This window comes from Comamonas guangdongensis, assembly GCF_041079535.1.
GTDB classification, from domain to species: domain Bacteria; phylum Pseudomonadota; class Gammaproteobacteria; order Burkholderiales; family Burkholderiaceae_C; genus Comamonas; species Comamonas guangdongensis.
This window is the reverse complement of sequence record NZ_JBFYGN010000025.1, coordinates 1-26,805: the sequence shown is the minus strand read 5'-3', so window position 1 is coordinate 26,805 and position 26,805 is coordinate 1. Positions and strand designations below refer to the sequence as shown.

At 66.1% G+C, this 26,805-nt stretch carries 22 protein-coding genes, 1 tRNA gene and 2 riboswitches; of the genes, 12 read left to right on the top strand and 11 right to left on the bottom strand.

Annotation, left to right across the window (positions count from 1 at the left end):
• Window positions 1-50: 50 nt before the first annotated feature.
• A complete protein-coding gene (gene putA, locus AB6724_RS17935) occupies window positions 51-3,773 on the top strand; it encodes a trifunctional transcriptional regulator/proline dehydrogenase/L-glutamate gamma-semialdehyde dehydrogenase (protein WP_369339894.1) in 3,723 nt (1,240 codons plus the stop codon).
• Between the two features lie 235 nt (window positions 3,774-4,008).
• Here putA and AB6724_RS17930 read toward each other — a convergent pair whose 3' ends face one another.
• The 8 genes from AB6724_RS17930 to AB6724_RS17895 form a co-directional block, all read right to left on the bottom strand.
• Window positions 4,009-4,224: a TOBE domain-containing protein gene (locus AB6724_RS17930; RefSeq protein ID WP_369339893.1), complete on the bottom strand. Its 216-nt coding sequence runs from the start codon at window positions 4,222-4,224 to the stop codon at window positions 4,009-4,011.
• Window positions 4,225-4,257: 33 nt separating this feature from the next.
• On the bottom strand, window positions 4,258-5,229 hold the full coding sequence (locus AB6724_RS17925) for an ATP-binding cassette domain-containing protein (protein ID WP_369339892.1): 972 nt from the start codon (window positions 5,227-5,229) through the stop codon (window positions 4,258-4,260).
• Between the two features lie 121 nt (window positions 5,230-5,350).
• Complete coding sequence (gene ssuC, locus AB6724_RS17920) at window positions 5,351-6,187, bottom strand: aliphatic sulfonate ABC transporter permease SsuC (RefSeq protein ID WP_369339891.1); 837 nt, start codon at window positions 6,185-6,187, stop codon at window positions 5,351-5,353.
• A gap of 10 nt (window positions 6,188-6,197) precedes the next feature.
• Complete coding sequence (locus AB6724_RS17915; RefSeq protein WP_369339890.1) at window positions 6,198-7,487, bottom strand: FMNH2-dependent alkanesulfonate monooxygenase; 1,290 nt, start codon at window positions 7,485-7,487, stop codon at window positions 6,198-6,200.
• Between the two features lie 12 nt (window positions 7,488-7,499).
• Window positions 7,500-8,570 carry a sulfonate ABC transporter substrate-binding protein gene (locus AB6724_RS17910; RefSeq protein ID WP_369339889.1) on the bottom strand — a complete coding sequence of 357 codons (1,071 nt, stop codon included), beginning with the start codon at window positions 8,568-8,570 and terminating at the stop codon, window positions 7,500-7,502.
• Window positions 8,571-8,598: 28 nt separating this feature from the next.
• The gene (locus tag AB6724_RS17905) at window positions 8,599-9,621 is read right to left on the bottom strand and encodes a sulfonate ABC transporter substrate-binding protein (protein WP_369339888.1); all 1,023 of its coding nucleotides are present in this window, start codon (window positions 9,619-9,621) and stop codon (window positions 8,599-8,601) included.
• A gap of 220 nt (window positions 9,622-9,841) precedes the next feature.
• Window positions 9,842-10,432 carry an NADPH-dependent FMN reductase gene (gene ssuE / locus AB6724_RS17900; protein ID WP_369339887.1) on the bottom strand — a complete coding sequence of 197 codons (591 nt, stop codon included), beginning with the start codon at window positions 10,430-10,432 and terminating at the stop codon, window positions 9,842-9,844.
• A 55-nt stretch (window positions 10,433-10,487) separates the two neighbouring features.
• Window positions 10,488-11,519 carry a sulfate ABC transporter substrate-binding protein gene (locus tag AB6724_RS17895; protein ID WP_369339886.1) on the bottom strand — a complete coding sequence of 344 codons (1,032 nt, stop codon included), beginning with the start codon at window positions 11,517-11,519 and terminating at the stop codon, window positions 10,488-10,490.
• A gap of 140 nt (window positions 11,520-11,659) precedes the next feature.
• On the opposite strand from AB6724_RS17895, the gene AB6724_RS17890 reads away from it, so the two are divergent.
• The 3 genes from AB6724_RS17890 to mnmC all read left to right on the top strand — a co-directional run bounded on the left by AB6724_RS17890 (window position 11,660) and on the right by mnmC (window position 15,215).
• Window positions 11,660-11,935, top strand: a complete 276-nt coding sequence (locus AB6724_RS17890; RefSeq protein ID WP_369339885.1) for an oxidative damage protection protein — start codon at window positions 11,660-11,662, stop codon at window positions 11,933-11,935.
• A 207-nt stretch (window positions 11,936-12,142) separates the two neighbouring features.
• Window positions 12,143-12,235, top strand: a riboswitch (glycine riboswitch).
• Window positions 12,236-12,248: 13 nt separating this feature from the next.
• Window positions 12,249-12,368, top strand: a riboswitch (glycine riboswitch).
• A gap of 54 nt (window positions 12,369-12,422) precedes the next feature.
• Window positions 12,423-13,088, top strand: a complete 666-nt coding sequence (locus tag AB6724_RS17885) for a trimeric intracellular cation channel family protein (RefSeq protein ID WP_369339884.1) — start codon at window positions 12,423-12,425, stop codon at window positions 13,086-13,088.
• Between the two features lie 159 nt (window positions 13,089-13,247).
• A complete protein-coding gene (mnmC, locus tag AB6724_RS17880; RefSeq protein ID WP_500683335.1) occupies window positions 13,248-15,215 on the top strand; it encodes a bifunctional tRNA (5-methylaminomethyl-2-thiouridine)(34)-methyltransferase MnmC2/FAD-dependent 5-carboxymethylaminomethyl-2-thiouridine(34) oxidoreductase MnmC1 in 1,968 nt (655 codons plus the stop codon).
• A 67-nt stretch (window positions 15,216-15,282) separates the two neighbouring features.
• Here mnmC and AB6724_RS17875 read toward each other — a convergent pair whose 3' ends face one another.
• Entirely contained in the window at window positions 15,283-16,623 is a 1,341-nt protein-coding gene (locus tag AB6724_RS17875; RefSeq protein ID WP_369339883.1) for a hemolysin family protein, read from the bottom strand.
• 258 nt (window positions 16,624-16,881) lie between these two features.
• Here AB6724_RS17875 and AB6724_RS17870 point away from each other — a divergent pair, with 258 nt between their 5' ends.
• From AB6724_RS17870 to AB6724_RS17840, 7 genes are all read left to right on the top strand, one after another.
• Window positions 16,882-18,672: a nitrite/sulfite reductase gene (locus tag AB6724_RS17870; RefSeq protein ID WP_369339882.1), complete on the top strand. Its 1,791-nt coding sequence runs from the start codon at window positions 16,882-16,884 to the stop codon at window positions 18,670-18,672.
• Between the two features lie 23 nt (window positions 18,673-18,695).
• Complete coding sequence (locus tag AB6724_RS17865; RefSeq protein ID WP_369339881.1) at window positions 18,696-19,082, top strand: DUF934 domain-containing protein; 387 nt, start codon at window positions 18,696-18,698, stop codon at window positions 19,080-19,082.
• Window positions 19,079-19,726 (top strand): phosphoadenosine phosphosulfate reductase domain-containing protein, encoded by a 648-nt coding sequence (locus AB6724_RS17860; RefSeq protein ID WP_369339880.1) that lies wholly within the window; start codon window positions 19,079-19,081, stop codon window positions 19,724-19,726. Before AB6724_RS17865 ends, AB6724_RS17860 begins: the two co-directional genes overlap by 4 nt.
• A 195-nt stretch (window positions 19,727-19,921) precedes the next feature.
• Window positions 19,922-20,854 carry a sulfate adenylyltransferase subunit CysD gene (gene cysD, locus AB6724_RS17855; RefSeq protein ID WP_369339879.1) on the top strand — a complete coding sequence of 311 codons (933 nt, stop codon included), beginning with the start codon at window positions 19,922-19,924 and terminating at the stop codon, window positions 20,852-20,854.
• 136 nt (window positions 20,855-20,990) lie between these two features.
• Entirely contained in the window at window positions 20,991-22,364 is a 1,374-nt protein-coding gene (locus AB6724_RS17850) for a sulfate adenylyltransferase subunit 1 (RefSeq protein WP_369339878.1), read from the top strand.
• A gap of 144 nt (window positions 22,365-22,508) precedes the next feature.
• Window positions 22,509-22,838 carry a ferredoxin FdxA gene (fdxA, locus tag AB6724_RS17845; RefSeq protein WP_369339877.1) on the top strand — a complete coding sequence of 110 codons (330 nt, stop codon included), beginning with the start codon at window positions 22,509-22,511 and terminating at the stop codon, window positions 22,836-22,838.
• Window positions 22,839-22,874: 36 nt separating this feature from the next.
• A complete protein-coding gene (locus AB6724_RS17840) occupies window positions 22,875-23,966 on the top strand; it encodes an NAD(P)/FAD-dependent oxidoreductase (RefSeq protein ID WP_369339876.1) in 1,092 nt (363 codons plus the stop codon).
• 96 nt (window positions 23,967-24,062) lie between these two features.
• On the opposite strand, the gene AB6724_RS17835 is transcribed toward AB6724_RS17840, so the two are convergent.
• Entirely contained in the window at window positions 24,063-25,553 is a 1,491-nt protein-coding gene (locus AB6724_RS17835; RefSeq protein WP_369339875.1) for a nucleobase:cation symporter-2 family protein, read from the bottom strand.
• A 417-nt stretch (window positions 25,554-25,970) separates the two neighbouring features.
• Window positions 25,971-26,510: a peptide deformylase gene (gene def / locus AB6724_RS17830; protein ID WP_369339874.1), complete on the bottom strand. Its 540-nt coding sequence runs from the start codon at window positions 26,508-26,510 to the stop codon at window positions 25,971-25,973.
• A gap of 221 nt (window positions 26,511-26,731) precedes the next feature.
• Between def and AB6724_RS17825 the strand changes: the two genes are divergently transcribed.
• Window positions 26,732-26,804, top strand: a tRNA-Asn gene (locus AB6724_RS17825).
• The last annotated feature ends 1 nt before the right edge of the window (window position 26,805 follow it).

Genomic DNA, 26,805 nt, shown 5'->3' with positions numbered 1-26,805 from the left:
GAAGGCCGCGCACCCGATCGCGGCCGGGCTTCCCGAATCTCCGCGCCTATATGTCGAACTTCACGCCGCTGCCAGACCCCGCCCGCCCTGCCGACGCCCTGCGCCGCGCCATCACCGCGGCCACGCGCATGGCCGAGCCCGAAGCCGTGGCCCGCTTGCTGCCCGCGGCCACCCTGCCCGCCGACCAGGCCGCGCGCGTGGCGGCCCAGGCGCAAACACTGGTCGAGCGGCTGCGCGCCCAGCCCGCCAGTCTGGGCCGCGAGGGTCTGGTCCAGGGCCTGCTGCAGGAGTTCTCGCTGTCCTCACAGGAAGGGGTGGCGCTGATGTGCCTGGCCGAGGCCCTGCTGCGCATTCCCGATGCCGCCACACGCGACGCCTTGATCCGCGACAAGCTGCGCGGCGGCGACTGGCAGGCCCATCTGGGCAACAGCCCCTCGCTCTTCGTCAACGCCGCCGCCTGGGGGCTGGTGATCACGGGCAGGCTGGTCGACACCCATAGCGAGGCCGGCCTGCTTTCGGCCCTCAAGCGCATCACGGCCAAGGGCGGCGAGCCGCTGGTACGCAAAGGCGTGGACATGGCGATGCGGCTGATGGGCGAGCAGTTCGTGATGGGCGAAACCATAGAGCAGGCGCTGGAGCGCGCGCGCGCGCTCCAGGCCCGAGGCTTTCGCTATTCCTACGACATGCTGGGCGAGGCCGCGCTCACCGCCCAGGATGCCGAGCGCTATCTGCAGTCCTATGTGGAGGCCATCCATGCCATAGGCAAGGCCGCCAAAGGCCGCGGCATCTACGAAGGCGCGGGCATTTCCATCAAGCTCAGCGCCCTGCACCCGCGCTATGCGCGGGCTCAATGGCAGCGCGTAATGGCCGAGCTGCTGCCGCGCGTGCTGCGGCTGTGCGAGCTGGCGCGCGGCTACGACATGGGCCTGAACATCGATGCCGAGGAGGCCGACCGGCTCGAGCTCTCGCTGGATCTGCTCGAGCAGCTGGCCCACGCGCCAGGCCTCAGGGGCTGGAACGGCCTGGGCTTTGTGGTCCAGGCCTACCAGAAGCGCTGCCCCTATGTGATCGACTATCTCGTCGATCTGGCCCGGCGCAGCGGCCGCCGCCTGATGGTGCGTCTGGTCAAGGGCGCCTACTGGGACAGCGAGATCAAGCGCGCCCAGGAGGGCGGCCTGGCCGACTACCCGGTCTACACGCGCAAGCAGCACAGCGATGTGGCCTATATCGCCTGCGCGCGCCGGCTGCTGGCCGCACCCGACGCGGTCTATCCGCAGTTCGCCACCCACAACGCCCAGACCGTCGCCAGCATAGAAGCGCTGGCCGGCACCGAGCCCTACAGCGCCGGCCGCTATGAATTCCAATGCCTGCACGGCATGGGCGAGCCGCTGTACCGCCAGGTGGTCGAGGCCGGGGATGCGGCCGCGCGCCGGCCTTGCCGCATCTACGCGCCCGTGGGCACGCACGAGACGCTGCTGGCCTATCTGGTGCGCCGCCTGCTCGAGAACGGCGCCAATTCATCGTTCGTGCACCGCATTGCCGACCCCGGCTGGCCCATAGCCGATTTGATAGCAGCCCCCGCAGACCAGACCTTGGCCGAGGCCCGAAACGGCGCGGAAGTCATAGGCCTGCCCCACCCGCGCATCGCGGCCCCGCGCGAGCTGCTGGGCAGGCAGCGCGCCAATTCACAGGGGCTGGACCTGAGCGACGAGCGCGCGCTCGATGCGCTCTCGCTATGCCTGGAGCAGACACTTCCGACCGCGGCGGCGCCGTCGGCCGACGCCGTCGTCAACCCGGCCCGGCTGGACCAGGTGCTGGGCCGGGTGGAGGAAACCACGCCGGCGCAGATTCTGCAGGCGCTGCAAAGTGCGGAGCAGGCCCAGCCCGGCTGGAGCGCCCTGGCCGCGGCGCAGCGTGCGGCCCTGCTGGAAGCGGCCGCCGAGGCCTATCAGGCACAGATGCTGCCGCTGATGAGCCTGCTGATGCGCGAAGCCGGCAAGACCGCGGCCAACGCCGTGGCCGAGGTGCGCGAGGCCACGGACTTCCTGCGCTACTACGCCGCACAGCTGCGCCGGCAGGCAGAAGCCGGCTGGCTTGCGCCCGGCATAGGCCCCGTGGTCTGCATCAGCCCCTGGAATTTTCCGCTGGCCATCTTCACGGGCCAGATCGCGGCCGCGCTGGCCGCGGGTAATACGGTGCTGGCCAAGCCCGCCGAGCAGACGCCGCTGATCGCCCTCGAAGCCGTGCGCCTGCTGCATGCGGCCGGCATACCCGGCGAGGTGCTGCAGCTGCTGCCCGGCCGCGGCGAGACCGTGGGTGCGGCCCTGGTCGCCGATGCGCGCGTGGCCGGCGTGCTGTTCACGGGCTCCACCGAAGTGGCACGACTGCTGTACCGTCAGACCGCGGCGCGGCTGCGCGCCGACGGCGAGCCCGTGGTACTGGTGGCCGAGACCGGCGGCCAGAACGCGATGCTGGTGGACTCCTCGGCCCTGGTCGAGCAGGCCGTGCAGGACATCGTGAACTCGGCCTTCGACAGCGCGGGCCAGCGCTGCTCGGCCCTGCGCCTGCTCTGCGTGCAGGACGATTGCGCCGACCGGTTGCTGGCCATGCTGGTCGGCGCCATGCGGGAGCTGCGCAGCGGCGATCCCGCGAAGCTGGCCACCGATGTCGGCCCCGTGATCGACGCCGAAGCCAAGGCCGGCATAGAGCAGCATATCGCCAGGCTCCGGGCCCAGGGCCTGCGCATCCATCAGGCGCCGCTGCCGCCGGAAATCGCCAGCCAGGGCCATTTCGTGCCGCCCACGCTGATCGAGCTGCAGGACCTGCACAGCCTGCAGCGCGAAGTCTTCGGCCCCGTGCTCCATGTGCTGCGCTACCCGCGGCGCGAGCTGCCGCAGCTGCTGGGCCGCATCAACGCCCTGGGCTACGGCCTGACCATGGGGCTGCACACCCGCATCGACGAGACCGTGAGACAGGTCGTCCAGGCGGCCCGGGTGGGCAATCTCTATGTGAACCGTAATATGGTGGGCGCCGTGGTGGGCGTTCAGCCCTTTGGCGGCGAGGGCCTGTCGGGCACGGGCCCCAAGGCCGGCGGGCCGCTGTACCTGCCGCGCCTGCAGCAGGCGCCGTCCTCGCCGCTGCAGTCGCTGTGCACCCTGCTGCAGCAAGCCGGGACCGCTCAGCCCCCCGCCCATGCATCGCCTGCCGCGCGAGGTCTGCAGCAGCTCCAGCGCTGGGCCGTGGAGCACGGCGAGACGGCGCTTGCCGCCAGCTGCGAGGGCTTGACCAAGGCCCTGCCCGAGCTGCAGGCCGCGAGGCTGCTGCCCGGCCCCACGGGAGAGCGCAATCTCTATGCGCTGACCGGCAAGCCACGCATGCTATGCCTGGCCCGGGACAGGCATATGCTGCTGCAGCAACTGGCCGCCGCCCTGGGCTGCGGCTCCATGGCGCTATGGGTCAACACGCCCGCCAGCGTAGCGCTGTATACCGGCCTGCCCGCGGAGCTGCGCCAGCATATGGAACTGCTGGACGCGGACCTGTCGCCCGCAGAGATCGCGGCCGCCAAGGCCATGGATGCGGCGCTGTTGGAATGCGGTGACTCAGAGTTCCTGCAATGGGCCCAGGCCCTGGCCCAGCGCCCCGGCCCCATAGTCCTGGCCACCCGCTGCCGCGCGGGCCGGCCGCTGCGGCTGGAGCGGCTCTGGCATGAGCGCGCGCTGTCGCACAACACGGCTGCGGCCGGCGGCAATGCGGCGCTGATGACTCTGGAGTGAAGCTGTGCCCCCTGAGACGCTATACGCCTTCCCCCTCTAGCCGGGCGCCCCTCCCTGTTGCGCGGAGGGGGACGATACCTTCGGTGCGGGGCGGCGGGGCCGCCCAGGCCCTTCCTCGGTGTCTCTGACTGTGAGCGTGCCGATTTGTTGCTCTTGCAATGCTCAGCACAAAAAAGAGAGCACCCGGCGCAAGCAGTACCTGCGCCGGGTGCCGATCCGATCCAGATATATGGACTTAGAGCTTGGCCAGAGAGACTTCGGTGGACTTGACCAAGGCCACGACCTCCGAGCCCACGACCAGGCCCAGATCGTTGACCGAGCGTGTGGTGATGACGGAGGTCACGATGCCCCAGGGGGTTTCCACATCCACTTCCGAGACCACGTCGCCGCGGATGATTTCCTTGACCTTGCCCTTGAACTGGTTGCGCACATTGATGGCTTGAATCGACATGGGTTTTCCTTTCGGTTTGAAAAAATTAATGGTTCAGATGGCCCAGCGCAGTCCGCTGGCAGGAGTGCCGGGCCAGCCGTGCTCGGCAGGCTGCGGCGCAGCATCCGGCTCGGGCTTTTGCAGCACGCGATCCAGAATGCGCGTCTCCAGCGCCGCAAAGCGGGGATCGCCGTGCGCGCGCGGCCGCGGCAGGTCTATGCGCTCGTCGAGCGCGATGCGCCCGTCCTCGATCAGCACCACGCGGTCGGCAAGGGCCACGGCCTCCTGCACATCGTGGGTGACCAGCAAGGCCGTGAAGCCGTGGCTGCGCCACAGGCCTTCGATGAGTCTGTGCATCTCGATGCGCGTCAGCGCATCCAGCGCGCCCAAGGGCTCGTCGAGCAGCAGCAGGCGCGGCCTGTGCACCAGTGCGCGCGCCAGGGCCACACGCTGGCGCTGGCCGCCCGACAGCCGCGACGGCCATTCGTTTTCACGGTCCGCCAGGCCGACCTGGGCCAGCACCTCGCGACCCCTGGCGCGCGCCGAGTCGGGCAGGCCCAGGATCACGTTGTCCAGCACGCGCAGCCAGGGCAGCAGGCGGGCGTCCTGGAACATGATGCGCGTGCCCTGCTTCGCCTGCTTGGCATCTAACTCATCGATCAGCAACTGGCCCGAGCTAGCGGCTTCCAGCCCCGCCACCAGGCGCAGCAGCGTGGACTTGCCGCAGCCGCTGCGGCCCACGATGGCGATGAATTCACCGGGCTGCACATCGAGCTGCACCTGCTTGAGGACTTCGCGCTCGCCGTAGCGTTTGGTCAGCTGCTGGGTCTGCAGCTGCACGCCGGGCCGTTCGCTGCGGTCTGCCTCCTCCGGCGCCGCATCTTTCGCCTCACGCCACAGCCGGCCGCTCGCCAGCAGCGCCTCGGCCTCGTCCCACGATGCCTCCCACGCCACCAGCGGCTGTCGCGCATTCATGGCACCGGCACTGACCAGCGACTGCGTCAAACGACTCCACAAATTGCTCATCACAAGCTCCTGTCTTTTTCAAAAACTGGCATACCCTCAATCCAGAGACGCCGAGCAAGAGCCGCCTTGCGGCGAAGGCGTCGTCCCCCTGAAGGGGGAAGCCGCAAAGCGGCTCAGGGGGTTACCCATAATTTGGATGCCAGCGCAGCCACCAGCGCTCCAGCGAGCGCGCAAACAGATCGGCCAGCTTGCCCAGCAGCGCGTAGAGCAGAATCCCCACCAGCACCACATCGGTCTGCAGGAACTCGCGCGCATTCATGGTCAGGTAGCCTATGCCGGCCTGGGCCGAGATGGTCTCGGCCACGATCAGAATCACCCACATCAGCCCCAGCGAAAAGCGCAGGCCCACGAGAATCGACGACAGCGCCCCGGGCAGCACGATGTCGCGATACAGCTGCCAGCGCGTGAGGCCGTAGCTCCTGCCCATTTCGATCAGGCCCGGATCCACATTGCGGATGCCGTGGAAGGTGTTGAGATAGATGGGAAAGAACACCGAGATGCTGATCAGGAACAGCTTGGCCGACTCGTCGATGCCGAACCACAGGATGACCAGCGGAATCAGCGCCAGAGCGGGAATATTGCGCACCATCTGGATCGTGGAGTCGAGCAGCGTCTCGGCCCAGCGCTGCGATCCCGTGAGCAGGCCCAGAGCCAGACCGAGGCTGCCGCCTATGGCCAGGCCCAGCAAGGCGCGGCCCGCGCTGACCTTGACATGGGTCCATAGCTCGCCCGATTCGGCCAAAGCCCAGGCCGCACGCAGCACGTCCAGAGGCGCGGGCAGCACCCGCGTGGACAGCCAGCCATGGGCCGATGCGGCCTGCCAGATCGCGATCAGCGCCACGGGCAGCAGCCAGGGCAGCAGCCGCAGGCCGACCTGCCGCGCGAACAGCTCCAGGCGCGGCGTGGCTTCGGCCGCCTGATCCGCGGGATCCAGGGCCAGGGTTTGAATTTCGTTCATGCCCACTCCTTCAGCTTTGCGAGACACGGACCGGGTCGCGTGGTGCGGCGACGCTCGGCGTGACGGCGCTCGGCGAATACAGATTGGCCACGGTCTCGCCAAACGGGCCGCCGGGGTTGCCCCCGCCCAGCTTCTGCTGCACGTTCACTGGCAGCAGCGGGAAGACCAGCTCCGCGAAGCGGTAGGCCTCCTCCAGATGCGGATAGCCCGAGAGCACAAAGGTATCTATGCCCAGTTCCGCATATTCCTGGATGCGCTCGGCCACGGTCTGCGCGCTGCCCACCAGGGCCGTGCCCGCGCCGCCGCGCACCAGGCCCACGCCGGCCCAGAGATTGGGGCTGATCTCCAGATCTGCGCGGCTGCGTCCAATCGCCGACGGGCCGCCCCTAGGCGATTGGGCCCCCTCGGGGGGCAGCGAGGACACGTCAGTGCCGAGCGTGGGGGCCTTGTTTCTCGCCCTCGCATGCAAGGCCGCCATGCGGCGCTGGCCTTCGGAGTCCATGCGCGCAAACGCGGCCTGGGCCTGGATCACGGTCTCGTCCTTGAGGCGGCTGATCAGGCGCTCGGCATCGGCCCAGGCCTCCTCGTCGGTCTCGCGCACTATCACATGCAGGCGGATGCCGAACTTGACCTGGCGGCCATGGCGCTCGGCCTTGGCGCGCACATCGGCAATCTTCTTCGCGACCTCGGCCGGTGGCTCGCCCCAGGTCAGATAGGCATCGACCTGCTCGGCCGCAAGCTCGTGGGCCGCGGGCGAGGAGCCACCGAAGTACACGGGCGGATACGGCTTTTGCAGCGGCGGGAACAGCAGCTTGGCCCCCTTGACCTGCAGATGTCGGCCTTCGAAGTCCAGCGACCGGCCCTCATGGCTGCGCGCCAGAATCTCGCGCCAGATCCTGATGAACTCGGCCGACTGCTCGTAGCGCGTGGCATGGTCGAGGAACACGCCGTCGCCTTCGAGTTCGGCCTGGTCGCCGCCCGTGACCAGATTGATCAGCAGCCGCCCGCCCGAGAGCCGGTCGAAGCTGGCCGCCATGCGTGCCGCGAGGCTGGGCTGATGCAGGCCGGGGCGCACGGCCACCAGGAACTTGAGCCGCTGGGTGACGGGCAGCAAGCTGGAGGCCACCACCCAGGGGTCCTCGCAGGAGCGGCCCGTGGGAATCAGCACCCCCTCGTAGCCCAGGCTGTCGGCCGCCTGGGCCACCTGCTTCACATAGTCGTGGCTGAGCTGGCGCGCGCCTTCGCTGGTGCCCAGATAGCGGGCATCACCATGGGTGGGAATGAACCAGAAAATCTGCATGACGGAATCTCCTCAGAGCTTGGCTGCCGGCGCCTGGCCGGGCGTGGCGGGCGTGGCGAATTGGGCATAGCCGGCGTATTCCGCGGGCGAGGGCTGCCAGACGATGTCGGCCACCCGCACCTGGCGCGGAATCACGCCGAGACGAAAAAACGCATCGGCCACACGCTGCTGATCGGCCACGATGGCCGGGCCGAGCAAGGTGGTGGGCGAGCTGGGCCGGCGGCCTATGAAGCGGCTCACCACGCTCGCATCGAGACCGCTGAAGGCCGCCAACAGCTGCACTGCCTCTTGGCGCGAGCTCTGCACCAGCTGGTCGGCGCGCGTGAGCTCCTCGAACAAGACCTTGATGAGCTGGGGATGGCGTTCCACCAGGCCGCGCGAAGCCAGATAGAAGGAGTTGTTGCCCGTCAGACCTTCGCCGCTGCTGAGCACGCGCGGGTGGATGCTCAGCTCGGTGGCCGCGTAATACGGGTCCCAGATGGCCCAGGCATCGACGCTTTTGCGCTCGAAGGCGGCGCGTGCATCGGCGGGCGCCAGATACACGGGCTGGATATCGGTCCAGGCGATGCCGGCCTTGTCGAGAGCCCGCACCAGCAGATAGTGGGCACTCGAGCCTTTTTGCAGCGCGATGCGTTTGCCCTTGAGATCGGCCAGGCTTTGCAGCGGCGAATCCGCAGGCACCAGAATGGCCGAGCTCTCGGGTTTGGGCGGCTCGGCCCCCACATAGCGCAGCTCCTTGCCAGCGGCCTGGGCAAACACGGGCGGCGAGTCGCCGGTCAGGCCGAAGTCCAGGCTGCCGGCCGACAAGGCCTCCAGCAGCTGCGGCCCGGCGGGAAACTCCAGCCAGCTGACCTTGGTCTGGGGCAGGCGCTTTTCCAGCACGCCATGCTGCTTCAAGACCACCAGATTGACGGCGGACTTCTGGTAGCCGATGCGCAGCTGGGCCGGTGCTCCGGCCACGGCAGCCGGTTGCGCCTGGGCATAGTGGGCGGCCAGCGCCCAGCTGAAGGCCGTGGTGCCCAGCAGCTGCAGCGCCTGGCGGCGGCCACGATTGAAGCGGGGGCGCGATAAAGAGGTACTCATGATGGCGATCTCCTTGTCCGAGCCGGGATCAGCGGCCGGCCACCAGGTCCACGGGCGCCGCATGCAGCAGGTTGAGCTTCTTGGGAATCAGCTTGAGATCGAAGAAGGTGTCGGCAATCTTTTGCTGCTCGGCCAGGATCTCGGCGTTCACGGCCTTGGTGCCGAAATCCGTGCGGCTCAGATAGAGCTCGGTCACGGCCGGCTCCAGCCCCAGGATCTGGGACAGTTCGGCCGCCGCGGCGCTCTTGTTCTTGGCGGCCCAGGAGTCGATGGCCGCAATCTCCTCTATCGCGATGCGCAGCACGTCGGCATTGCGGCTCGCATAGTCGCGCGAGGTGAAGTAGTAGGCGCGGTTGTGCACCACGCCCCTGGCATCGGCCAGCAGGCGCGCGTCCAGGGTTTTCTGGGCCGAGGCCAGGAACGGGTCCCAGATTACCCAGGCATCGACCGAGCCCTTCTCGAAGGCGGCGCGCGCATCGGGCGGCGCCAGAAAGACCGATTGCACGTCGCCGTACTTGAGGCCGTGCTTTTCCAGCAGCTTGACCAGAAAGTAGTGCACGTTGGAGCCCTTGTTGTAGGCGATGCGCTTGCCCTTGAGATCGGCCACGCTGCGGATCGCCGAGTCCTTGGGCACGATCACCGCCTCCAGCCCGGGTCTGGCCACGGTGGCCCCCGCGTAGACCAGGGGTGCGCCCGCGGCCTGGGCAAAAATGGGCGGCGCCTCGCCCACGTCGCCAAAATCTATGGAACCGACGTTCAGTGCCTCCAGCTGCACCGGACCGGCGTTGAACTCCACCCAGCGCACGGCCACGCCCAGCGGCGCCAGCCGTTTTTCCAGCGTGCCGCGGTTCTTGAGGATGGACAGCCAGCCTTTCTGGTGGCCCACGCGCAGCACGCGCTGGCCGGCGGTGGCGTTGCCGCCCTGCTGGGCCAGGGCCGAGCCCGAAGCCAGGGCCAGGGCGGCGCCCGCCGTGCGGCTCAGCCATTGGCGGCGGGTGGTGTTCAGCACACCGGCCGCAGCCGGTTTGGAAATAACGGAAGCTTGTGACATGGGTATGGCTCTTTCCTGGCCGCGGTTCGCGGCCGGCGATATTGAGGAATTTCGCGCGCAGTACCGCCTTCACAGTGCGCGGACTGCTATCAAAAACAGAGGCGAGCGTGTCAACGCTGCAAGAAAGGACGACCAGCAAGGGCCTAGGCGGCCCCGCCGCCCCGCAGCAAAGGTCGTCGTCCCCTGGGGGAAGCGGCAAAGCCGCTCAGGGGGAACCTATCTAGACGCTACATCGCACATCGGCAAAAGCGATGTCCTCGAACTCGCCGGCCGCGGGTTTGGCGCGGCGCAGATCGGTGGCGAGCAGCTGGGCCGCGTCCTCCACACGCTCCGCAATCTCGGCGGCGACGCCGTAGCCACCTTCGGGCAGCAGGGGAACCCCCTGGTCCGTGGCATAGATGCCCGGCAGGATATGGCGCGCGCCCAGCGACTGCAGCACGGGGCGCAGTGCATAGTCCAGCGCCAGCATGTGGTGGGGGCTGCCGCCCGTGGCCAGGGGCAGGACCAGCTTGCCCTTGAGCGCGGTCTGCGGCAGCACATCGAGAAAGACCTTGAGCAGGCCGCTGTAGGCCGCCTTGTAAACCGGGGTCGCGACCACCACCGCCTCGGCCCGGGCCACGCGGTCGGTGACGGCGCGGATGACGGGATCGTCGAAGCGCGCCTGCAGCAGGGCCGCGGGATCGAGCCGGTTCAGCTCCAGCACGGGCTCGGAGCGCAGGCCCTGAGCCTGCAGACGGGCGGCCACGGCGTCGAGCAAGGCGCTGGAGCGCGAGGGCTGCGAAGGGCTGCCGGCAATCAGCAAAATGGACATGGCTTAGCTCTCCATCGAATCGTAAGCAGATGGCGGCCGGGCCGCCACGCCGCCTTTATTTCTTGCTGTAGATCTGGTCGAAGCTGCCGCCGTCGGCAAAATGGGCCTTGTCCGCCGCTGCCCAGCCGCCAAAAGCCTGGTCGATGGTGAACAGCTCCAGCTTGGGGAACTGCTTGGAGTACTCGGCCGCGACCTTGGCGTCGGTCGGACGGTAGAAGTTCTGCGCGGCGATACGCTGGCCTTCCTCGGAGTACAGATACTTGAGATAGGCCTCGGCCACAGTACGCGTACCCTTCTTGTCCACCACCTTGTCGACCACGGCCACCGAAGGCTCGGCCAGTATGGACAGCGAAGGCGCGACGATCTGGAACTTCTCGGGGCCGAATTCCTTGAGCGCCAGATAGGCCTCGTTCTCCCAGGCCAGCAGCACATCGCCGAGGCCGCGCTGCACAAAGGTCACGGTGGAGCCGCGTGCGCCGGTATCGAGCACGGGCACGTTCTTGTAGAGCTTGGTGATGAAATCCTTGGCCTGGGCCTCGCCGCCATATTTGCGCTTGGCGAATTCCCAGGCTGCCAGATAGTTCCAGCGCGCGCCGCCCGAGGTCTTGGGGTTGGGCGTGATCACCTGGACGCCGGGCTTGACCAGATCGTCCCAGTCCTTGATGTTCTTGGGATTGCCTTTTTTCACCAGAAACACAATGGTGGAGTTGTAGGGCGCGCTGTTGTGCGGCAGGCGCTTTTGCCAGTCGGGCTTGACGCTGCCGTTCTTGACCAGGGCGTCGATGTCGCCGGCCAGGGCCAGCGTCGCCACATCGGCCTCGATGCCGTCGATGATGGAGCGCGCCTGCTTGCCCGAGCCGCCATGCGACTGCTTGATGCTCACATCCTGGCCCTGGGTCGCCTTCCAGTGCTTGGCGAACGCCTGGTTGTAGTTCACGTACAGCTCGCGCGTCGGGTCGTAGGAGACGTTGAGCAACTGCACGCCGCCCTGGGCCAGGGCCGGCAATGTGGGCAGAGCGGACAGGGTCAAGCCGGCAATCAGGCTGGCAGCCAGAGGAAACTTGATAAAGTGGCGACGATTTTTCATGTGACTGTGTTCTTGGAGTGAATGGATAACGGGCTTCACCGTTGCTGTGCATTCTTCAACCGCAGTCTTAAAACTCAAACTACTAAGATTTCAGTTTGTTATTACCTAAACATCTGAAATCAACAACAAGGACATTTTTCATGGCACGTACTGTTCACTGCATCAAGCTTGGCATCGACGCTGAAGGCCTGGACTTCCCTCCCTACCCTGGCGAGCTGGGCAAGCGCATCTATGAAAGCGTGAGCAAGCAGGCCTGGGCCGACTGGCTCAAGCACCAGACCATGCTGGTCAATGAAAACCGCCTGAACCTGGCCGATGCCCGCGCCCGTCAATATCTGGTCCGCCAGATGGAAAACCATTTCTTTGGCGGCGGCGCGGATGCGGCTGCCGGCTATGTGCCTCCCAGCGCAGAGTAAGTTCGTCTGACTCGGACACAAAGCCCCGTGGCGCTGGCCCGGGGCTTTTTTATTGCGGGCGGCTGCACCAGCGAGGGGCCGGCCTGCGGGACAGATGGCGGCGCCGGGCCCGCCCTCGGCCTCTAAAGCCGGTTGCCGCACGACCCATCAAACCAGGCCGGCACAGGTATTAACCCGAATACGGTCTCTGGAACTGGCTAGAATCGCGCCCATCCTGCGGGAGAGCGGAACCTGTCAACGGTTCCCGCCGAAGGCGCAAACTCCCATAATCGCTCAGGCAATAAGTACCGCAGGTGGGTCGGACAAGACCCGGATATCGCCAACTGGAGAGCAGCCCGCAACCACAAGTCTGCAGGGCTCACCGAAGGGGCAAGCATGTCCACCGCGAAGGTGCTCATGCGCAACTCTCAGGTAAAAGGACAGCGGGAGAGGCACACCGGACATTCTCTTTCGGATACGAATGGCCGGTCTTTCCCCGAGGGCTGTCATGCTTCCTTCCGTTTCCCTGCTGGACTCATTCCAGACCTCCAGCTTCACCGTCATGCTGGTCATCTATCTGGTGGCCATCGCCGCCGAAGCCATGTCCGGCGCGCTCGCCGCGGGCCGGCGCAATATGGACATCTTCGGCGTGGTCGTGATCGCATTCGTCACGGCCCTGGGCGGCGGCACCATCCGCGACATGGTGCTGGGCCATTACCCCATAGGCTGGACCCAGCATCCCGAATATGTGTACCTGGTCATCAGCTTCGGCCTGCTGACCACGGTGATCGCCCGCCATATGCACCGGCTCAAGCAGGTCTTTCTGTTTCTCGACGCCATGGGCCTGATCGCGTTCTCGCTGATCGGCAGCAATGTGGCGCTGGAGCTGGGCTACCCCGCCATCGTGGTCATCATGGCCGGCATGATCACCGGTATCAGCGGCGGCATTCTGCGCGACGTGCTGTGCAACCAGGTCCCCGTGGTGTTCCGGCGCGAGCTCTATGCCAGCGTCTCGCTGGCAGTCTGCCTGATGTTCCTGGGCCTGCGCCACCTGGACGTAAGCTCCAATATCAGCACCGTTGTCTGCTTTGCCGGCGGCTTGGCGTTTCGTCTGGCGGCCATACGCTTCAAATGGCGGCTGCCCGTGTTTTCCTATCAGCAGCGCTGGGAGTGAAATAATGCTCCCCCTGTGGCGCTGCGCGCCTTCCCCCTCTCTCGCTTCGCGGGAAGGGGACGACAGCCTCGCTGCGGGACGGCCCTTGCTCGCTGCCTCTGGCCTTTACGCTGCGCCAGTTTTTAAGCGTCACGCCCTGTTGATGCGTTTTCCCCTGCCATGTCCGAACCCATTACATGGATGCCTGATGGCACTCCCTATAGCACCCGATTTGGCGACCGCTATCACAGCGAGCTGGGCGGCCTTGACCAGGCGCGCCAGGTTTTTCTGGCCGGCTGCAAGCTGCCCGCGGCCTGGGCCGATGCCGGCCAGTGGCGCATTCTGGAAACCGGCTTCGGCTTCGGCCTGAATTTCCTCGTCACCTGGGCCGCCTGGAAGGCCGACCCCAGGCGCCCGCGCCTGCTGCACTTTGTCTCCGTCGAGGCCTATCCGGTCGCGGCCGAGGATCTGCGGCGCGGCCTGCCCGACGACCCGCTGCTGCACGAGCTGGGCGAGCAGCTCGCCGCCCAGTGGTGGGGACTGCTGCCCGGTGTCCACCGGCTTTCGTTTGACGAGGGCCGGGTGCTGCTCACGCTGTATATAGGCGATGCCGAGGCCATGCTGCGCAAGCAGCAGCTCACGGTGGACAGCGTGTATCTCGACGGCTTCTCCCCTTCCAGGAACCCCGGTCTCTGGAGCCCCGAGCTGCTCAAGAACGTGGCGCGCCACTGCCGCCGGGGAACGAGCCTGGCCACCTGGTCCGTGGCCGCAGAGGTGCGCGAGAGCCTGGGCAAGCTGGGCTTTGCGGTGCACAAGGTCGCGGGCATACCGCCCAAGCGCCACAATCTGCAGGCCAGCTACGACCCGCGCTGGGAGCCGCGCCACCGCGATGACGGGCTGCCAGCCCCCGTGGAGCGGCCCGGACGCTGCCTGGTACTGGGCTCGGGCCTGGCGGGCGCTGCGGCGGCGGCCAGCCTCGCGCGGCGCGGCTGGCGGGTCAGCGTGCTGGATGCGGGGACCGAGCCCGCGGCCGGGGCCTCCGGCCTGCCCGCGGGCCTGTTCTGCCCCCATGTCTCGCCCGACGACAGCCTGATCTCGCGCCTGTCGCGCAGCGGCGTGCGCACTACACTGCAAACCCTGCAGCAGCTCGAGCGGGCGCGGCAGCTGCAGCCCGGCTTGGACTGGGCACACAGCGGCGTGCTGGAACATGACCTGAGCCAGCCCGCGCATCTGCCGCCCGAGTGGCTCAGCCCGGAGTCCGCCGGCCAGCAATGGAGCCGCCCCGCCCAGCCCGATCAACTGGCCGCGGCCCGCCTGCCGGGCGACAGCCAGGCCGTCTGGCATGTGCAGGCCGGCTGGGTACGGCCCGCGCAACTGGTCAAGGCCTTGCTGCGCACGCCGGGCATCAGCTGGCAGGGCCAGGCACGGATAGCCAGGCTGCAGCAGGGCGGCGGCGCAGCCCCGTCGTGGCAGGCGCTGGATGCCGAGGGCCGGGTACTGGCCGAGGCCGATCTTGTCGTGCTCGCGCTGGGCCCGGCCAGCACCGCGCTGCTGGCGGCCAGCGGCCTGGAGGCCGGTGGCTGGGAGCTGCAGCCGATTCGCGGCCAGGTCAGCGTGGCCGGACACACGGCCCGGACCAGGGCCGCCATGCCGCCCTTCCCCGTCAACGGCCACGGCAATCTGGTGCCGGATTTTCCCGTAGCGTCCGGTGCGCGCCAATGGATCATGGGCTCCACCTTCGAGCGCGATGTCAGCGAGCTTCCGCCCTCGGCCGCCGACCAGCGGGCCGCCCACGCCAGCAATGCCGAGAAGCTGGCCGCGCTGCTGCCCGGGTGTGCCGAGGCGCTCGAGGGCTTTTTCAACGCGCCCGACCTGCCTGCGACCTGGTCGCGCCTGCGCTGCGCGGCCTATGACCGCATTCCCGTCGCCGGCCCCGTGGGCCGAGGCGCGCAGGATGCGCGCGGGCTCTGGGTGCTCACCGGCCTGGGTTCGCGCGGGCTGACGCTGTCGCTGCTATGCGCGGAACTGCTGGCCGCGCGCCTGCACGCAGAGCCTCTGCCTCTGGATGCGAAGCTGGCCCAGGCGCTGGGCTCGCAGCGGCTCTATGCCAGGGCCGCGAAGCAGTCCGGCACCAGGTCCGCGGCCTAGGCCACCGCCCAAAGAAAAAGGGCTTGCAGCCGATTCGCTGGCAAGCCCTGCCTTCATCGGGCTGGGATCACTGGCCCGAGGCCTCGGCTCCGCGCAACAGGGCTTCGGCCGGCTGCTGCGGCTGCAGCCGGGTCGCCAGCACCTTGTCCAGCGTCTTGCCGTCCATGTCCACGACTTCAAAGCGCCAGTTCTCCCACTCCACCACATCGGCCTCGCTGGGCATGCAGCCCAGCAGCAGCATGATCATGCCGCTCAGGGTGTGGTAGCGGCCGCGCTCCTCCTCGGGCACGGCATCCAGGCCCAGATGGTCCTTGAGCTCGGGCACGGGAATATGGCCGTCCAGCAGCCAGCTGCCGTCCTCGCGCTGCACGGCCCAGCTCGATTCCGGGTCGCGCGGCTGGAACTCGCCGGTAATGGCCTCGATCAGGTCCTTGAGCGTGACTATGCCCTGCACCTCGCCGTACTCGTCGATGACAAAAGCCATGTGCACATCCGAGGTGCGGAAGTTGTCCAGCAGTTCCATGCCGGTGATGGTCTCGGGCACGTAGAGCGCGGGCTGCAGCGGCTGGTCCTTGAGTTCGCGGCTGCCGCCCGACGCGCGCACGCTGCTGGCCAGCCACTGGCGCGGATTGAGCACGCCCACGATATTGTTCATATCGCCGCGTATCACGGGAAAGCGCGCGTGGTCGGCCTGCTCTATGCGCTGCAGATTGGCTTCGAAGCTGTCGTCTATGTCCAGGCACACCACATCGCCGCGCGGCACCATGAGCGAGCCGATCTGGCGATCGTCGAGGCGGAACACATTGCGCACCATGGTGTGCTCCTGGGACTCGATCACGCCGGCCGTGCGGCCTTCGACCAGGATAGCCTGGATTTCCTCCTCGGTCACCACGGCGCCGCTGTTTTCCTTGACGCCCAGCAGCTTGAGCAGGCCGCGTGTGGAGGCCGACAGCAGCCATACAAAAGGCTTGGTGGCCAGGGCCAGAAAGTTGATGGGGCGCGAAACCAGGCGCGCCAGCGCTTCGGGATGGGTCTGGCCCAGGCGCTTGGGCACGAGTTCGCCCACCACGATGGAGAAATAGGTGATCAGCACCACGACCAGGCCGGTCGACAGGTAGTCCGCATATTTCTGCGCCATGCCCAGCTGTATCAGCCAGTTCTCCAGCGGCCCGGCCAGCGCGGCCTCGCCGACGATACCGTTGAGCACGCCTATCGAGGTGATGCCGATCTGGATGGTGGACAGAAAGCGCGTCGGGTCTTCCCCCAGTTTGATAGCGGCCGCCGCGCCGCTGTCGCCCTCATCGATGAGTTTCTGCATGCGTGTCTTGCGCGCGGTGACGAGCGCGATCTCCGACATGGCGAACAGGCCGTTCAAACAGATGAGGGCGAAAAGTATGGCTATTTCCATAGGCAGGCACCTGCTTGCGCCAGGCGCCTCGGTCATTGAACAAGCCCCGATTCTAAAAAAATCCGCGCCGGCGCCCGCTCCCGAATTGCAAGCGCGCTTCTAGGAAATAGCCTTCGGGCATGGGCTGCGGCTTTACATATTCATTCAGATATATATGCAGCACGAAATAATCGTTTGTTTTTATATAAAGCCTCTCTACAGTTCATGCCAACGATCCGGCTGATGCGATCACCGGCCCCACGCTAGAACTGTAGACACATGTACCAATACACAGCCTTCGACAAAGCGTTCGTCAAGCAACGCGCCGACCAGTTCCGTGACCAGCTCGAGCGCTGGCAAAGCGGCAAGCTCTCGGAAGACGACTTCCGTCCGCTGCGCCTGCAAAATGGCTGGTATGTGCAGCGCTATGCGCCCATGCTGCGCGTGGCCGTGCCCTATGGCGAGATCAACTCGGCCCAGATCCGCGTGCTGGCCCGCGTGGCCCGCGAGTACGACGAGCCCGAAGCCGCGGTTTTCCAGCAGGCGCTCGAAGGCCAGGGCAAGCTGGGCACCACCTATCTGCCCAAGAACTGCGCCCACTTCACCACCCGCACCAATGTGCAGTTCAACTGGATTCCGCTGTCCAAGGCCGCCGATGTGATGGACCTGCTGGCCAGCGTGAACCTGCACGGCATCCAGACCAGCGGCAACTGCATACGCAACACCACCACCGATGCGCTGGCCGGCATTGCGCCCGACGAGATCATCGACCCGCGCCCCTACGCCGAGATCCTGCGCCAGTGGACCACGCTGCACCCCGAGTTCGCCTTCCTGCCGCGCAAGTTCAAGATCGCCATCACCGGCGCCAAGGAAGACCGCGCCGCCACGGGCTGGCACGATGTGGGCCTGCATCTGCTGAAGAATGCCGCTGGTGAAATCGGCTTCAAGGTCTTTGTGGGCGGGGGCATGGGCCGTACGCCCGTGATCGGCACCGTGATCCGCGAGTTCCTGCCCTGGAACCAGATCATGAACTACATCGAGGCCATCGTCCGCGTCTACAACGAGCTGGGCCGCCGCGACAACAAGTACAAGGCGCGCATCAAGATCCTGGTCAAGGCCGAAGGCCAGGCCTATATCGATGCCGTGGAAGAGGAATTCCGCCAGATCGTCGAGGTGGACGGCGCCCCCCATACCGTGCCCCAGGCCGAGTTCGAGCGCGTGGCCGCCATGTTCAGCACCCCGGTCCTGCCCTCCGTGGCCGATGCCGGCGCCGACGAGCAAGCCTTGCTCGCCCAGGCCGCCAAGGAGCCCGCCTTCGCGCGCTGGATCGCCCGCAATGTGCATAGCCATCGCATCGAAGGCCTGCGCGCCGTGACCCTGTCCTTCAAGCGCGTGGGTCAAGCACCCGGCGATGCGACCGGCGAGCAGCTCGACGCCCTGGCCCAACTGGTGGATGAATTCTCCGCCGGCGAAGCCCGCGTCACCCACGACCAGAACGTGATCCTGCCCTGGGTGCAGGCAGGCCAGCTGCATGCGCTGTGGCAAAAAGCCAAGGCCCTGGGCCTGGCCAGCACCAATGTGGCGCTGCTCACCGACATGATCGCCTGCCCCGGCGGCGACTTCTGCGCGCTGGCCAATGCGCGCAGCCTGCCGATTGCCGACGCCATCACGGCCCGCTACCAGGATCTGGACGAGCTCGACGATATCGGCGAGATCGACCTGCACATCAGCGGCTGCATCAACAGCTGCGGCCATCACCACAGCGGCCATATCGGCATCCTGGGCGTCGACAAGGACGGCAAGGAGTGGTATCAGGTCACGCTGGGCGGCTCGGACGGTTCCACGCTCTCGGGCGATGCAGTGGCGGGCAAGGTGATTGGCCCGTCCTTCAGCGCGGCCGAGGTGCCCGATGTGATCGAAGCCGTGCTGGCCACCTACCGCGACCTGCGCCAGCCCGGCGAAGCCTTCATCGACGCCGTGCGCCGCATCGGCCTCGACCCCTTCAAGGAAGCCGGCAAGAGCGCGCGCCACCCCGTGGCCGACGAAGAAACCGAAGAGGCCCTGGCCTGAACCACAAGAATAAGGAAAGCATCATGCAAATTCTGGCAAGCAAGGATTACCAGGGCCCGGCCGAAAACGATGCGAGCGTGCTGGTGCTCGCCAACGACGTGAACGCGCTGGAAGTGAGCCTGGACGGCATCCGGCAGGTGGACTTGTTTTTCCCCAATTTCACCGACGGCCGGGCCTTCACCCAGGCCTATCTGCTGCGCCGCCGCCGTGGTTTCGCGGGCGATATCCGCGCCACGGGCGATGTGCTGATCGATCAGCTGGTGCAGATGGAGCGCACGGGCTTCAGCTCCGCCGTGCTGCGCGAAGGCGTGGACTCTGCCGATGCCCAGCGCCAGTTCGAGCGCTTCGGCGGCTACTACCAGGCCGATGCCGTGCATACCCAGCCCCATTTCGCCGAGGTGCAAGCATGAGCCAGCTCGCCCCCGTAAGCACCCACGACCTGGATCTGGCGCAAATCAATGCCGAACTGGGCCGCGACGCCCAGGCGCTGGTGAACTGGGCCGTGGGCCTGGCCCAGCCCACCATAGTCACCACCAACTTCCGCCCCTTCGAGGCCGTGATTCTGCACATGGTCACGCGCGCCAGGCCCGACGTGCCCGTGGTCTGGATGGACAACGGCTACAACACCGAAGCCACCTACCAGTTTGCCGATGCGGTGACCAAGCAGCTGGGGCTGAATCTGAAGATCTACCTGCCACTGCGCTCGCGCGCCCACCGCGAGGCCGTGGAAGGCGCCACGCCAGCGCTGGACGATCCGCGCCATGCGGCCTTTACCGAAGAGGTGAAGCTCGAACCCTTTGCCCGCGCCCTGCGCGAAACCGCACCCAAGGTCTGGTTCACCGCCCTGCGCGCCACCGACACCGCCGTGCGTGCGCAGATGGACCCCGTGAGCATCAACCCCGACGGTCTGATCAAGGTCGCGCCGCTGCTGCACTGGTCGTCCAAGGAACTGTACGAATACTGCGAAAAGCACGGCCTGCCCAACAACTTTGACTATGTGGACCCGACCAAGGGCGAAGACAACCGCGAATGCGGCCTTCACTTGACGCACTAACGTGCGCTCCCCCTGAGCCGCTTTGCGGCTTCCCCCTCACTCGCTGCGCGGGAGGGGGACGGCACCGGTGCTGCGGGACGGCCCTTGCACGGTGCCCCTGGTGTGGGCTTGGCCAGTTTTTACGCCATTGCTTAAAAAAGATAGCTGCCTGCGCAATTTCCATCAGCGCAACAGCATAATTTGATTGGATAAACAATGAACGCCCGTGTGGATACTTCCGTGTTGAGCCAACTCAGCAACCGTCACCTGGATGCGCTGGAAGAGGAAACCATCTTTATCCTGCGCGAGGTGGCTGCGGCCTTCGAGCGCCCGGCCCTGCTGTTCTCGGGTGGCAAGGATTCGCTGGTCATGCTGCGCTGCGCCGAAAAAGCCTTTGGCGCGGGCCGCATCCCCTATCCGCTGCTGATGATAGACACCGGCCACAACTTCCCCGAGGTGACCGATTTCCGCGACCAGCGCGCCAAGGAACTGGGCGCCGAGCTCATCGTGCGCAGCGTGGAGGACTCCATGGCCCGCGGCACGGTGCGCCTGGCCCATCCCGGCGAATCGCGCAATGTGCACCAGTCGGTGACCCTGCTGGAAGCCATCGAGGAATTCCGCTTCGACGCGCTGATCGGCGGCGCCCGCCGCGACGAGGAAAAGGCCCGCGCCAAGGAGCGCATCTTCTCTCACCGAGACAGCTTCGGCCAATGGCAGCCCAAGGCCCAACGCCCCGAGCTGTGGACGCTGTTCAACACCCGCATCGCCCCGGGCGAGCACTTCCGCGTGTTCCCCATCAGCAACTGGACCGAGCTGGATGTGTGGCAGTACATCGCCCGCGAGAACATCGCCCTGCCCTCGATCTACTACACGCACAAGCGCGATGTGGTGGAGCGCAAGGGCCTGCTGGTGCCCGTGACCCACCTGACCCCGCCGCGCGACGGCGAACAGATCGTGGTGCGCGACGTGCGCTTCCGCACCGTGGGCGACATCACCTGCACCTGCCCCGTGGAAAGCACGGCCGCATCGGCCGAGGACATCGTGATCGAAACCCTGGCCGCCGAGGTCAGCGAGCGTGGCGCCACCCGCATGGACGACAAGACCAGCGAAGCCTCCATGGAAAAGCGCAAAAAGGATGGGTATTTCTGACACCCCCTGAGCGGCTTTGCCGCTTCCCCCTCTCTCGCTTCGCTGCGCTTGCGGGAGGGGGACGACGCCATCGCCTCGAGGCGGCTCTTGCTTGGCGTCTTTGAGTTGGGACATGCCTGTTTGAGGAAAAAATGCGATGACTGAAACTATTAATTCCGTAGCTGCTAGCGCAAACTCATCAAGCGCTGCAGGCCAATTTGATGCACATAACAGCAATGCGCTGCGCTTCATTACCTGCGGCTCGGTGGACGACGGCAAGAGCACGCTGATCGGCCGCCTGCTGGTGGATACCAAGGCCGTGCTGCAGGATCATCTGGCCGGCGTCACCAAGAGCGGCGAAACCGATCTGGCCCTGCTGACCGACGGCCTCAGCGCCGAGCGCGAGCAAGGCATCACCATCGACGTGGCCTACCGCTATTTCGCCACCGAGTCGCGCAAGTTCATCATCGGCGACGCGCCCGGCCATGAGCAGTACACGCGCAATATGGTGACGGCGGCATCGAGCGCCGACGCGGCCGTGGTCCTGGTCGATGCGACCAAGCTGGACTGGCGCAACCCCGAGCTGCAGCTGCTGCCCCAGACGCGCCGCCACAGCCTGCTGGTGCACCTGCTGCGCGTGCATTCGCTGGTCTTCGCCGTCAACAAGCTCGATGCCGTCGAAGATCCGGCCCTGGCCTTTGCCCATATCCAGGCGGCACTGCAGAAGTTCGCGGCGTCCGCGGGCATTCAGGCCACGGCCACCGTGCCCGTGTCCGCGCTCAAGGGCTACAACGTGGTCAATACCGAGGCCGGCTGGGCCGGCTATCACGGCCCCAGCCTGCTGCAGCTGCTGGAACGCCTGCCCAACACGCCCAACGACCAGGCCCTGCCCCTGGCCTTCCCCGTGCAATGGGTGGAGAAATTCTCCTCCTCGGCCGACATATCCCAGGGCCGCCGCGTCTTCTGGGGCCGCGTGGCCGCAGGCCTGGCACAGGTCGGCGCCCAGGTGCAGATTCTGCCCAGCGGCCAACTGGCCACGGTGGCCCAGGTCATCGACCATGCGCGCGTGCCCCAAAGCGTGCCTGCAGGCCTGTCTGCAGGCATCACGCTGGACCGTGAAGTAGACGTTTCGCGCGGCGACTGGATCGTGGCCGCGCCCCTGGCGGCCCAGGCCGCCGAGGACGATTTCGACACGCCCGCAACGCAAAGCCCCTGGCCCGCGAGCCGCGAGATCGTGGCCACCGTGGCCTGGATGGACAACGAGCCCCTGGTGCCCGGCCGCGTGTACTGGGCGCTGCACGGCCACCGCTGGGTCAAGGCCAAGGCGCGCCGCGTGCAGCACCGCCTCAACATCAACACCCTGGAGCGTGAAGAGGCCCAGCAGCTCGAGGCCAATGCCATCGGCCAGGTGGAGCTGGTGCTGCAGGAAGCCATTCCGGCCGCGCCGTTCGCCAAGGCCCGCCAGCTGGGATCGCTGATCCTGGTGGACACGGCAAGCCATGCCACGGCCGGTGCGGCCCTGGTGAACTGAACCTGCCGCGACCCCGGCCGCAGGGTGGTTCTGGAGCGCAAACCAGATCGCCATGCGGCCTTATCCATGCCAGGGACTGGCGCTGCGCGGGAAAAATCCTAAAATCACGGGGTTTCACCAATCCCCACATAAATAGAATCCTTCATGACTCACGTCGTCACCGAAAACTGCATCAAGTGCAAATACACCGATTGCGTGGATGTTTGCCCCGTAGACTGCTTCCGCGAAGGCCCCAACTTCCTGGTCATCGATCCCGACGAGTGCATCGACTGCGCCGTCTGCATCCCCGAGTGCCCCGCCAACGCCATCTTTGCCGAGGAAGATGTGCCCGCCGATCAGCTGGCCTTCATCAAGATCAATGTGGACCTGTCCCAGCTCAAGAGCTGGAAGAGCATCACCAAGCGCAAGACTGCCCTGCCCGATGCCGACGAATGGAATGGCAAGCCGAACAAAGTGGATTTGCTCGAACGCTGAGCCGTTCGAGGCGCGGACTGCGCTACGCTTGGCCGCATGAGCCTGTCTAACGCACCGTCCAACGCATCCTCACTCTCCCAACCCGCCGTGGAAACCGACGCCCTCATCATAGGCGCGGGTCCGGCGGGTTTGTTTCAGGCCTTCCAGCTGGGCCTGCAAGGCATTGCTGCCCAGCTGGTCGACGCCTTGCCCCATGCGGGCGGCCAGTGCTATCAGCTCTATGGGCACAAGCCCATCTACGACATTCCCGGCATTCCCGTCTGCAGCGGACTCGAGCTGGTGCGGCGGCTGGAACAGCAGATCGCCCCCATGCAGGTGCCGCGCCATCTGGGCCAGCAGGTGCAGAGCGTGGAGCCCATGGCCGACGGGCGCTGGCAGATAGGCACCACGGCCGGAACCTGGTTTCAGGCGCGCACGGTGTTCATCGCGGCGGGCGTGGGGGCTTTTGTGCCCAAGGCCCTCAAAGTGCCCGGAGCCGAGCTGCTGGACCCCGAACAGCTCCTCTATCACCCGCAGCACCTGGATGGGGCTGCCGGGCGCGAAGTGCTGGTCTATGGCGGCGACGAGGAGGCCGTCACTGCGGCCATTGGCTGCGCCGTCGAAGGCGGCATGCGCGCGCGCAAGACCTATCTCATGCACCGGCGCGATGCCTTCAGCGCCGAGCCCGGGCAGCTAGCGCAGCTGCAGCAGCTGCGCGAGTCCGGAGCCGTGGAGGTGATCACCGGCCAGATCACCGAGGTGCGGCAGCAAGACGGCCGACTGCAGGCCGTGCAATGGATGGACGGCGAGGGCAACGAGCATCCGCTGCCTCTGGAGCTGCTGCTGGTCTATCTGGGTATTTCGCCGCGCCTGGGCCCGTTGACGGACTGGGGCCTGGCGCTGGAGCGCAAGCAGCTACTGGTGGACCCGGCCACGCTGGCCACCAGCGCGCCTGGCATTTATGCGATCGGCGACATCGTCAGCTATCCCGGCAAGAAGCGGCTGATCCTCTGTGCCTTCCATGAGGCAACCATGGCCGCGTTTGCGGCCGCGGAATATCTGCAAGGCAGCAAGCCGCTGCTGGAGTACACCACCACCAGCGCGCGGCTGCACGCCATCCTCGGTGTCGAACACCCGGCAGCCGGATAGCCAGCCCATAGAAAAAAGCCGCCACCCCGCGCAAGCGGGATAGCGGCATCAATCACGACGGGGCCAGGCCCCACCGCGCGCACCTTGCGTCGGCCGTCAATGCCCGTGTGCGGGCTTGGCCGGGATGACGGGCACTTCCTTGCCGTCCTTGTCGTAGAGCTTGCCGCCCTCGAAACGGTCGCCATCGGCCAGCACCTCCAGCACATGCTGGCTCAGAGCCCGGCCGTAACCGGCCTCGAAGACCGAGGGCTGGTCGGAATTGCCCTGCTTGAAATGGTTGTAGACCAGGTTCAGCAGCACCGCAACCAGGGCCGTGGCGCTGATGCCCGAGTGGAAGATCGTGGCGAACCAGGCCGGAAACTGATCGTAGAACTTGGGCGCCACCACCGGCAGCAGGCCCGCGCCCACCGAGGTGGCGACGATGATCAGATTCATGTTGTTGTTGTAGTCCACCTTGGCCAGGGTACGGATGCCGCTGGCCGCCACCGTGCCGAACAGCACCAGCCCCGCCCCGCCCAGCACGGAAGGCGGCACGCAGGCCACGATGCGCCCCATCACGGGCAGCACGCCGAACACGATGAGGATCAGGCCGCTGAAAGCCACCACGAAGCGGCTCTTGATGCCCGTCACCGCCACCAGGCCCACGTTCTGGGCGAACGCGCTCTGGGTAAAGCCGCCGAAGATCGGGGCCACGATGCTGGACAGCATGTCGGCACGCAGGCCGTCGCCCAGGCGGCGGCCGTCGACGGGACTGCCCACGATTTCCCCCACGGCCAGCACGTCGGCCGAGGTCTCCACCAGAATCACCAGAATCACGATGAACATGGAGATCGTGGCCGCCATATTGAATACGGGCCAGCCAAAGTGCAAGGGAGCGGGCACGGCCACGATGGGGCCGCTGAGCACCTGCGAGAAATCGGCCTTGCCCATGAAAACCGCCGTCACCGTGCCCACCACGATCGCCATCAGGATCGACAGGCGCGACAGCGTGGCATTGCCCAGCTTGCTGAACAGCAGCACCAGGAACAGCGCGAGCCCGGCCAGGCAGATGTTGCCCATGCTGCCGTAATCAGCCGCCTTGGCGTTGCCGCCCATGGCCCAGTGCGCAGCCACGGGCATCAGCGACATGCCGATCACCGTGATCACGCAGCCATTGACCAGCGGCGGAAAAAACTTGGTGATGCGCGAGAAAACCGGCGCGATGATCAGCCCCAGCACCGAGGCATACATGACCGCTCCCAGCACCCCTTCGATACCGCCGCCCGTATGCAGGATGCTGACCATGGTGGCCACGCCGGCAAACGAAACCCCTTGCACCAGGGGCAGGCGGCAACCGAAAAAGGGAATGCCCAGGGTCTGCAGCAGAGTGGCCACGCCGCCCATGAACAGGCAGGCGGTCACCAGCAGGCCGGTATCGGCGGCCGACATGCCGGCGGCCTCGGCCACGATCAGCGGCACGGCCACAATGCCTCCATACATGGTCAGCACATGCTGCAGGCCATACATCAGATTGGCTGCGGTGCCGAGATTTTCATCCTCCGGACGCTGAGCCTCCAGATTCACGGATGATCCGGAATATTCCTTCATCGCTGTCTCCTAATTCTTCCAACTCACCAAGGCTCTATTGGCCTCTTGGCTCATTCACTTACCATTCCTGCAAGGCATGCGGCGCGGCAGCACTGGAGCAAGACTGCTTGACGAGGCATGGCTTCGTCGTTTCAGCGCTCTCCAAGGGACAAGCACAGCCGTGACCGCCCCGCATCTTCTGCAGGAGCCCGGCCGGGCCGTGCTCCTCTGCCATTGCACACCACGCCCATCAGGACATGATGTTGAGAATGTACGTTGTCGGCACACAAAAATTGTCTACCGTTTTGTATACAAAGTACTGACAAGAACCTTTCCAAAAGCGGCCGGGGGATGGCCATCCCCTGATGCGCCGCAAGTGTTGATCGCTAAAGTTGAAACTATGACCGGAGAACAGGAGTGCCTGCGCCGAAATGGCCGTCACTCGTCTTCGGCGACGGCAATGCCGGGAAACAGCAGCTCCGTGAAGCCGAACTGCGTGAAGTCGCGCATGCGCATGGGATACAGCTTGCCCCAGAGATGGTCGCACTCATGCTGCACGACGCGTGCATGAAAGCCTTCGACCGTACGGTCAATGGGACCGCCATAGATATCGAAGCCCGTGTAGCGCACCTGATTCCAGCGCGGCACCATGCCGCGCATGCCCGGCAGCGACAGGCAGCCCTCCCAATCCAGCTGTTCCTCATCCCCGACAGGAGTGATCACCGGATTGAGCAGCACGGTGCGCGGCACGACCGGCGCCTCCGGGTAACGGGGATTGAACTCGCCCGAACCGAACACCACCATCTGCAGATCCACTCCGATCTGCGGCGCCGCCAGGCCCGCGCCGTTGGCCGCGTGCATGGTGTCCAGCAGATCCGTGAGCAGCAGGTGTAGTGCGTCGGTATCAAACTCTGCGACGGGTTGGGCAATACGCAGCAAACGCGGATCACCCATCTTCAAGATGGTGCGAACAGTCATGGCATCGATGGGAGCCCTCAGGCCGGCCGGCCCGAACAACACTCCTCTATATGGATAAGGAAAACTCGCAGCCTCCAAAGCCTGCGAACACTCAAAAGCATAGCGCGCTGCCGGCAGCAGGCGCCAGATCCAGGCTTTCGGGCCTGTCACCTACAAATTTTCATGAAATTCCCACGAACTTCTCACGAGCATCTTTTTACGTCCTATAATCTAGGACTTCTTCCTCAATAGCTCAGTCGGTAGAGCGCCGGACTGTTAATCCGTAGGTCCCTGGTTCGAGCCCAGGTTGAGGAGC

What these genes read in the sequence shown, in the direction of transcription:
- ssuE (WP_369339887.1), bottom strand. Translation starts at nt 10,432, where the DNA reads ATGTCCATTTTGCTGATTGCCGGCAGCCCTTCGCAGCCCTCGCGCTCC.
- AB6724_RS17895 (WP_369339886.1), bottom strand. Translation starts at nt 11,519, where the DNA reads ATGAAAAATCGTCGCCACTTTATCAAGTTTCCTCTGGCTGCCAGCCTG.
- AB6724_RS17850 (WP_369339878.1), top strand. Translation starts at nt 20,991, where the DNA reads ATGACTGAAACTATTAATTCCGTAGCTGCTAGCGCAAACTCATCAAGC.
- cysD (WP_369339879.1), top strand. Translation starts at nt 19,922, where the DNA reads ATGAACGCCCGTGTGGATACTTCCGTGTTGAGCCAACTCAGCAACCGT.
- AB6724_RS17835 (WP_369339875.1), bottom strand. Translation starts at nt 25,553, where the DNA reads ATGAAGGAATATTCCGGATCATCCGTGAATCTGGAGGCTCAGCGTCCG.
- mnmC (WP_500683335.1), top strand. Translation starts at nt 13,248, where the DNA reads ATGTCCGAACCCATTACATGGATGCCTGATGGCACTCCCTATAGCACC.
- AB6724_RS17915 (WP_369339890.1), bottom strand. Translation starts at nt 7,487, where the DNA reads ATGCAGATTTTCTGGTTCATTCCCACCCATGGTGATGCCCGCTATCTG.
- AB6724_RS17860 (WP_369339880.1), top strand. Translation starts at nt 19,079, where the DNA reads ATGAGCCAGCTCGCCCCCGTAAGCACCCACGACCTGGATCTGGCGCAA.
- putA (WP_369339894.1), top strand. Translation starts at nt 51, where the DNA reads ATGTCGAACTTCACGCCGCTGCCAGACCCCGCCCGCCCTGCCGACGCC.
- def (WP_369339874.1), bottom strand. Translation starts at nt 26,510, where the DNA reads ATGACTGTTCGCACCATCTTGAAGATGGGTGATCCGCGTTTGCTGCGT.
- fdxA (WP_369339877.1), top strand. Translation starts at nt 22,509, where the DNA reads ATGACTCACGTCGTCACCGAAAACTGCATCAAGTGCAAATACACCGAT.
- AB6724_RS17905 (WP_369339888.1), bottom strand. Translation starts at nt 9,621, where the DNA reads ATGTCACAAGCTTCCGTTATTTCCAAACCGGCTGCGGCCGGTGTGCTG.
- AB6724_RS17875 (WP_369339883.1), bottom strand. Translation starts at nt 16,623, where the DNA reads ATGGAAATAGCCATACTTTTCGCCCTCATCTGTTTGAACGGCCTGTTC.
- AB6724_RS17925 (WP_369339892.1), bottom strand. Translation starts at nt 5,229, where the DNA reads ATGAGCAATTTGTGGAGTCGTTTGACGCAGTCGCTGGTCAGTGCCGGT.
- AB6724_RS17865 (WP_369339881.1), top strand. Translation starts at nt 18,696, where the DNA reads ATGCAAATTCTGGCAAGCAAGGATTACCAGGGCCCGGCCGAAAACGAT.
- AB6724_RS17885 (WP_369339884.1), top strand. Translation starts at nt 12,423, where the DNA reads ATGCTTCCTTCCGTTTCCCTGCTGGACTCATTCCAGACCTCCAGCTTC.
- AB6724_RS17890 (WP_369339885.1), top strand. Translation starts at nt 11,660, where the DNA reads ATGGCACGTACTGTTCACTGCATCAAGCTTGGCATCGACGCTGAAGGC.
- AB6724_RS17870 (WP_369339882.1), top strand. Translation starts at nt 16,882, where the DNA reads ATGTACCAATACACAGCCTTCGACAAAGCGTTCGTCAAGCAACGCGCC.
- AB6724_RS17840 (WP_369339876.1), top strand. Translation starts at nt 22,875, where the DNA reads ATGAGCCTGTCTAACGCACCGTCCAACGCATCCTCACTCTCCCAACCC.
- AB6724_RS17910 (WP_369339889.1), bottom strand. Translation starts at nt 8,570, where the DNA reads ATGAGTACCTCTTTATCGCGCCCCCGCTTCAATCGTGGCCGCCGCCAG.
- ssuC (WP_369339891.1), bottom strand. Translation starts at nt 6,187, where the DNA reads ATGAACGAAATTCAAACCCTGGCCCTGGATCCCGCGGATCAGGCGGCC.
- AB6724_RS17930 (WP_369339893.1), bottom strand. Translation starts at nt 4,224, where the DNA reads ATGTCGATTCAAGCCATCAATGTGCGCAACCAGTTCAAGGGCAAGGTC.